At 69.6% G+C, this 6,686-nt stretch carries 5 protein-coding genes and 1 pseudogene; 3 read left to right on the top strand and 3 right to left on the bottom strand.

From position 1 onward, the window contains the following. Both AC1DXV_RS29470 and AC1DXV_RS29465 read right to left on the bottom strand, forming a co-directional pair. Positions 1–327 (bottom strand): annotated as a pseudogene (locus AC1DXV_RS29470) (4-hydroxythreonine-4-phosphate dehydrogenase PdxA); the annotation flags it as partial. A 26-nt stretch (positions 328–353) separates the two neighbouring features. Beyond that, positions 354–1,121 carry a Crp/Fnr family transcriptional regulator gene (locus AC1DXV_RS29465; RefSeq protein WP_477936980.1) on the bottom strand — a complete coding sequence of 256 codons (768 nt, stop codon included), beginning with the start codon at positions 1,119–1,121 and terminating at the stop codon, positions 354–356. A 46-nt stretch (positions 1,122–1,167) separates the two neighbouring features. Between AC1DXV_RS29465 and AC1DXV_RS29460 the strand changes: the two genes are divergently transcribed. Together AC1DXV_RS29460 and AC1DXV_RS29455 are read left to right on the top strand one after the other, a co-directional pair. Next, positions 1,168–1,581: a BLUF domain-containing protein gene (locus AC1DXV_RS29460; protein ID WP_477936978.1), complete on the top strand. Its 414-nt coding sequence runs from the start codon at positions 1,168–1,170 to the stop codon at positions 1,579–1,581. 191 nt (positions 1,582–1,772) lie between these two features. Further along, entirely contained in the window at positions 1,773–4,706 is a 2,934-nt protein-coding gene (locus AC1DXV_RS29455; protein ID WP_477936976.1) for a GH92 family glycosyl hydrolase, read from the top strand. Here AC1DXV_RS29455 and AC1DXV_RS29450 read toward each other — a convergent pair whose 3' ends face one another. Then, a complete protein-coding gene (locus tag AC1DXV_RS29450; protein WP_477936974.1) occupies positions 4,707–5,459 on the bottom strand; it encodes a Nif3-like dinuclear metal center hexameric protein in 753 nt (250 codons plus the stop codon). A gap of 17 nt (positions 5,460–5,476) precedes the next feature. On the opposite strand from AC1DXV_RS29450, the gene AC1DXV_RS29445 reads away from it, so the two are divergent. Then, complete coding sequence (locus AC1DXV_RS29445; protein ID WP_477865774.1) at positions 5,477–6,655, top strand: trypsin-like peptidase domain-containing protein; 1,179 nt, start codon at positions 5,477–5,479, stop codon at positions 6,653–6,655. The last annotated feature ends 31 nt before the right edge of the window (positions 6,656–6,686 follow it).

Genomic DNA, 6,686 nt, shown 5'->3' with positions numbered 1-6,686 from the left:
CACCGCGTGCTCGATGCAGCGTGCCGCGGCCGCACCGGCCCGCGCATCCACCTGCCCGGTCGGTGCCGCCATCAGGTCGGCCGGCAGGCCCGGTGGTGCCAGCACCGGGATGCAGTCGGGCGGCACGTCGAATACATCGGCTGCGCGCTCGATCGCGGCCACCGCCAGGCCCCCGCCCGTCCAGGCGACGGCGCGGCGCTGCACCGCCACGTCGCCGATCACGAAGCAGCCGGCCGCCTGCGGGCCGCGGAACAGCTTCGCGATGATTTCCGGGCCGATGCCGCAGGCGTCGCCTTGCGTGATCGCGATGGGGGAGCGGATCGTCATTCGATGCGGTCTTTCAGATCAGTGATTCAGATCAAGGGACGAGGCGGCAGCTTGCCATCGCCGTACAGGTCGGCGATGCGCTCCAGCGCCTGCACGTTGGTCAGGAACAGCTGCCCATTCTCGATGCGGTGCAGCCCGCGCTGCTCCAGCTTGCGCAAGGTCTTGTTGGTGTGCACCAGCGACAGCCCGAGCGCGTCGGCGATGTGCTGCTGCGTCAGCGGGAACGGCACGCCGTTGGCGCCCGCATCGGGCAGCAGCGCCGCAGCGCGCCGGAACAGGTGCACCAGCAGCGTCGCGACGCGCTCGGCCGCGCTGCGCCGGCCCACCGACAGCAGGTTGTCGTCGACCAGCGCCTCTTCGTGCGCGGCCAGCCAGGTGACCGCGAAGCCGAGCCGCGGCGTGTGCTGGTGCAGCGACCACAGCGCGTCGCGCTCGAACACGCACAGCCAGGCCTCGCCCAGCGCCTCGACGCCGTGCACCGCGGCATCGGTCATCTTCTGCTGCACGCCGATGAAGTCGCCGGGCAGCAGGAAGTTCAGGATCTGCCGGCGGCCGTCGCTCAGCGTCTTGTAGCGGAAGGCCCAGCCCGAGAACAGCGTGAACAGCGGTGCGTCGCCCGCGCCCTCGTCGATGATGCTGGCGCCGCTGTCGCGCCGCAGCTCGCGGTGCTTCAGCGACTGGATCAGCGCCAGTTCGTCGGGCGAAGCCGGCACGAACAGCGGCAGCGCGCRCAGCGGGCACTCGCTGCACGGAACGCGCACCGCAGGGTGTGGCAGTGCTGTGTCTTTTGACATGTGTGCGGCCCTCCGCGGCCGATAGATTGGAGGTTTCGGCCTTCCCGTGAATCCTCCAGCCCCGTTGTCCGTGTACCGCCTTCTCTACCTCAGCCATCTCGCGTCCGGTCGGGACTTCTCGGTGGTGGCGCAGATTCTGCACGTGTCCCGCGAACGCAACCAGCAGCTCGGCATCACCGGCGTGCTGGTGTTCGACGGTGCGCGCTTCTGCCAGCTGATCGAGGGCCCGCGCGCGCATGTCGTCTCGCTGGCGCATCGCATCCAGGCCGATCCACGCCACACCGGCTACCGCGTGCTGTTCGAGAACGAGGACGGCAGTGCGCGCCTGCAGCCGCGCTGGCGCACCGGCTACTGCGAGCCCGACGACCTCGACGTCTTCGAGGACGTCAGCGAGCTCGGCGCAGTCGAGGCCTTGCACACCTTCCTGCAGCGCGTACCGGGCTGGGACCTGTCGTCCTGACGAGCCCCTTGTTTCGCTCGCTGCGCTGACTCCTGCGCGGGAATCTCCCCTCGAGCCGGCGAGGGCCTGCCCCTACGCTGCACAGCCAGGGTGCCTCCAGAGCAAGAAGTAGACGTGTGGCAGTTTCGTGCGGACATGACCGCACGCCAGCTCCGCTGTGCATCGGTCCCCGCGCGACTGAGGAGACAAGATTGCAACAACATCGTTCAACGCCGCGGCGAGGCTTCGCCCTGCGGTTGGGGTGGCTCGCCGCGTTGCTCGCGGCCGGCTGCGGCGGCAGCGGGCATGAGGACGCGCCGGCGACGGCATCACGCGCGCCGACCGAGGCCGCGCAGGCGGCCGACATCGACCTGCTGCCGCTGGTGAACCCGTTCGTCGGCACCAAGATCGGCAACCCGAACCCCGACAACCAGGGCACCGGCGGTGCGGTCGGCAACACCTTCCCCGGCGCGACGCTGCCGTTCGGCATGGTGCAGTACAGCCCCGACACCGGCTACGGCGAGTTCTACGGCTTCGGCGGCTACAACTACGACAAGGGMGTGATCCAGGGCATCAGCCTGGTCCACTCCAGCGGCACCGGCTGCTCGATCCAGCAGGACATCTCGATGCTGCCGATCGTGGGCAACATCGCCAGCTCGCCCGGCACCCACATCGAGGCCTACCAGGTCGGCTTCTCGCACGCCAACGAGCAGGCCGTGCCGGGCTCGTACCGCGTCGGGCTGAACAACGGCGTCAATGCCGAGCTGACCGTCACGAAGCGCACCGGCGCCGGCCGCTTCACCTGGCCGGCCACCAACGACGCGACGATGATCCTGAACATCGGCCGCAACGGCGTCGGCGCCCGCAGCGCGCAGCTGGAGATCGTCGGCACCGACTCGGTCCAGGGCTTCGTCGAGACCGGCGGCGTGTGCGGCGGCGGCGGTTACTTCGTCTACTTCCACGGCCAGTTCGACAAGCCGTTCGCGAGCTTCGGCACCTACCAGGGCGACACCGTGACGCCCGGCTCGCGCACCGCGGCGCGTGCACAGAACAACGGCGGCTGGGTCAAGTTCGCCGGCGGCGGGCAGGTGAAGCTGCGCATCGGCGTCTCGTACGTCAGCACCGCGAACGCGAAGCTGAACATGCAGGCCGAGAACCCGGCCTGGGATTTCGACGGCATCAGGAGTACGGCGCAGGCGACCTGGAACGCGACGCTCAACAAGGTGCAGGTGACAGGGGGATCGACCGACGACCGCACCAAGTTCTACAGCGCGCTGTACCACTCGCTGCTGCACCCCAACCTGTTCAGCGACGTGAACGGCCAGTACATCGGCTTCGACAACAAGACCTACACCGCGACCGGCTGGGACAAGTACGCGACCTTCTCCGGCTGGGACATCTACCRCTCGCAGGTGCAGCTGATCGGCTGGCTCGCACCGAAGGAGGCGAGCGACATGGCGCAGTCGATGGTGGTCGATGCCGAGAAGGGCGGCGGCGGCTACCCGAAGTGGCCGACCGCGAACGACGACACCTGCGTGATGGTGGGCGATGCCGGCGCGGTGATCGTCGCCAACCTGTACGCGTTCGGCGGCCGCAGCTTCGACACCGCGGCCGCGCTGCGCTACATGGAGCAGGGCGCGACGCAGCCCGGCACGCGCTCGCGCAACTGCGAGACGCGGCCGGGGCTGGCGGACTACCTGGGCCACGGCTACATCCCGATCGAGACGCCCGACCTGTGGGGCGCGGCCGCCTCGGCCGAGGAGTACGCGCTGGCCGATTCGGCGATCGCGCAGTTCGCCGCATCGCTCGGCGACACGGTCAAGCGCGACAAGTACCTGACGCAGGCGCAGATGTGGAAGCCGCTGTATTCCAACTTCAGCGGCTACCTCCACCCGCGCACCGCGGGCGGCAGCTTCAAGAGCGCCTTCACGCGCACCGATGGTGCCGGCTTCGTCGAAGGCGACTCGGCGCAGTACACCTGGATGGTGCCGCAGAACTACCGCGGCCTGTTCGACCGCATGGGCGGCAACGCGGCGGCGATCACGCGGCTCGACGAGCACTTCACGCAGCTCGACTCKGGGCCGAACAGCCCGTACGCCTTCATGGGCAACGAGCCGGAGCACGGCACGCCGTGGGCCTACAACTTCGCCGGCGCGCCGTACAAGTCGCAGGCGGTGGTGCGGCGCATCCTGACCGACCTGTACAAGACCGGGCCCGACGGCCTGACCGGCAACGACGACCTGGGCGCCACCTCGGCCTGGTACGTGTGGGGCGCGCTCGGGCTGTATCCGGAGATCCCGGGGCTCGGCGGCTTCGTGGTCGGCAGCCCGCTGTTCCCGAGCACCGCGGTGCGCATGGGCAACGGCCGCACGCTGACGATCAACGCGTCGAATGCCGGCGCGAACGGCACCTACGTGCAGAGCCTGAAGCTGAACGGCGCCACGTCGACGCGCACCTGGCTGCCGCTTGCGCAGCTCGGCGCCGACACCACGCTCGACTTCGTGCTCGGTACCGCCGCCAACACCGCCTGGGGCAGCGCCGCGGCCGATGCACCGCCCTCGTTCGATGCGCCGCGCACGACGACGAACGCGAGCGGCTTCTTCTCGGACTTCGAGGCCGGCATCGCGCAGCCCGACTGGAACGACACGGTCGACTTCCAGGCCAACGTCGGCGGCTTCTGCTGCGGGCTGAACCACATGGAGACCTCGACGCGGCGCGAGAACATCGCGCACAGCGGCACGACGGCGCTGATGTACTCGGGCAACGACACGGACGCGACGCGCTCGTTCTCGTACAACAAGGTGTTCGACGTGCGCATCCCGGTGAGCGCGGGCACCACGCTGTCGTACTGGATCTACCCGCAGAACTCGGCGCCGAACAGCGCCTTCGTCGCGGTGGACCTGATCTTCACCGACGGCAGCAGCCTGCGCGATTCGGGCGCGACCGACCAGAACGGCGTGAGGGTGCATCCGGAGTTCCAGGGCCGAGGCGGCCGGCTCGCCGGCAATACCTGGAACGAGGYGCGCTCGAACATCGGCCAGTGGGCGGCGGGACGCACGATCGCGCGCATTCTCGTGGCCTATGACCGGCCGGATGCAACCGGCACCTTCCGGGGATTCGTCGACGACATCCGCGTCGCGCCCTGATCAGGCGGGGTTGTCTATTTCGATGAACTCGTGCTCGAGGCCGAATTTCTCGGCCACGTGCGCGGCCAGCGCAGGCGCACCATAGCGCTCGCTGGCGTGGTGCCCGCACGCAAAGAAGGCCACGCCGGTTTCGCGTGCGAGGTGCGCCTGCGGCTCGGAGATCTCGCCGGTGACGTAGGCGTCGGCACCGGCGGCGATCGCCGCCTCGAAATACCCCTGGGCACCACCGGTGCACCAGGCCACGCGCCGGATTGGCCGGCCCACCCCGGGATCGACCACCACCGGCGCGCGGTTCAGCCGCAAGCTCAGCAGCGCCGTCAGCGCCGGCACCGTCAGCGGCTGCGCGGGGCTGCCGATCCAGCCCAGCTCCTGGTCGCCGAAGCGGCCGTCGGCCATGAAGTTCAACCGCACGCCGAGCTGTGCGTTGTTGCCGAACTGCGGGTGCGCGTCCAGCGGCAGGTGGTAGGCCAGCAGGTTGACCTGGGCCGCCAGCAGCYGCTCGATGCGGGCCTTCAGCCAGCCGGTGATGCGCCCGTCATGGCCTTTCCAGAACAGGCCGTGGTGCACCAGCAGCGCGTCGGCGCCCCGCTCGACCGCGGCCTCGATGAAGGCGCGGCTCGCGGTGACGCCCGAGACCAGCTTGCGCACCTCGGGTTTGCCCTCGACCTGCAGACCGTTCGGCCCATAATCGCGGAAGCGGCCCACGTCCAGCAGCGTGTTCAGGTAGGACTCGATTTCGGAGCGTGCGGCCATGACACAGGACCCTGTTGATGCGCAAGACGTGGCTGATTTTCTCCCAGGCCGTGACGGTGGCCGTGGCCGTGCTGTTCGTGGTCGCGACGCTGAAGCCGGACTGGGTGCGCCGCCAGCCCGGCAACGGCCTGCCGAGCATCGTGTCGATCAGCCAGGCGCCGTCGATCCAGCAGGTGTCGCTGCCGCCCGGCGGCAGTGCGCCGAGCTACAGCGCCGCCGCGAAGCGCGCCTCGCCGGCGGTCGTCAGCATCACCGCCAGCAAGGCGCCGGCGCGCAGCCCGCACGCCGAGGATCCGTGGTTCAAGTTCTTCTTCGGTGAACAGGGCGCGCAGCAGCGCGAGCAGCCGCAGGTGGGCCTCGGCTCCGGCGTGATCGTCTCGCCCGAGGGCTACCTGCTGACCAACAACCATGTCGTCGAAGGGGCCGACGACATCGAGGTGCAGCTGGTCGACGCGCGCCGCGCCAAGGCCAAGGTGGTCGGCAGCGACCCCGACACCGACGTCGCGGTGCTGAAGATCACGCTCGACAAGCTGCCGGTGATCGCCTTCGGCAGCGCCGAGACGCTGCAGGTGGGCGACGTGGTGCTGGCGATCGGCAACCCGTTCGGTGTCGGCCAGACAGTCACCTCGGGCATCGTCAGCGCGCTCGGCCGCAACCAGCTGGGCATCAACACCTTCGAGAACTTCATCCAGACCGATGCGGCGATCAACCCCGGCAACTCGGGCGGCGCGCTGGTCGACACCAACGGCAACCTGCTGGGCATCAACACCGCGATCTACTCGCGCAGCGGCGGCAGCCTGGGCATCGGCTTCGCGATCCCCGAGACCACCGCGCGCCAGGTGATGGAAGGGCTGATCCGCGACGGCCAGGTCACGCGCGGCTGGATCGGCGTCGAGCCGCGCGACCTGACGCCGGAGATCGCCGAGACCTTCAACCTGCCGATCAAGGAAGGCGTGCTGATCACCGGCGTGCTGCAGAACGGGCCGGCCGCGAGCGGCGGCCTGCGCCCGGGCGACGTGGTCGTGAAGGTGGCCGAGACGCCGGTGGGCAACACGGTGCAGCTGCTGGCCGCCGTGGCCGGACTGAAACCGAAGCAGAAGGCGCTGATCGGCGTGCAGCGCGGCGACAAGGCGCTGGAGATCAGCGTGATGGTGGCACAGCGGCCGCGCGGCAAGGCGGCGCCCCGCGAGGAGTGAGACCGGGGAGGTCTGACCGCGCGGTCAGACC

The sequence above is a fragment of the Rhizobacter sp. P3_C12 genome (assembly GCF_056402735.1).
This window is presented reverse-complemented; position numbering and strand designations above follow the sequence as displayed.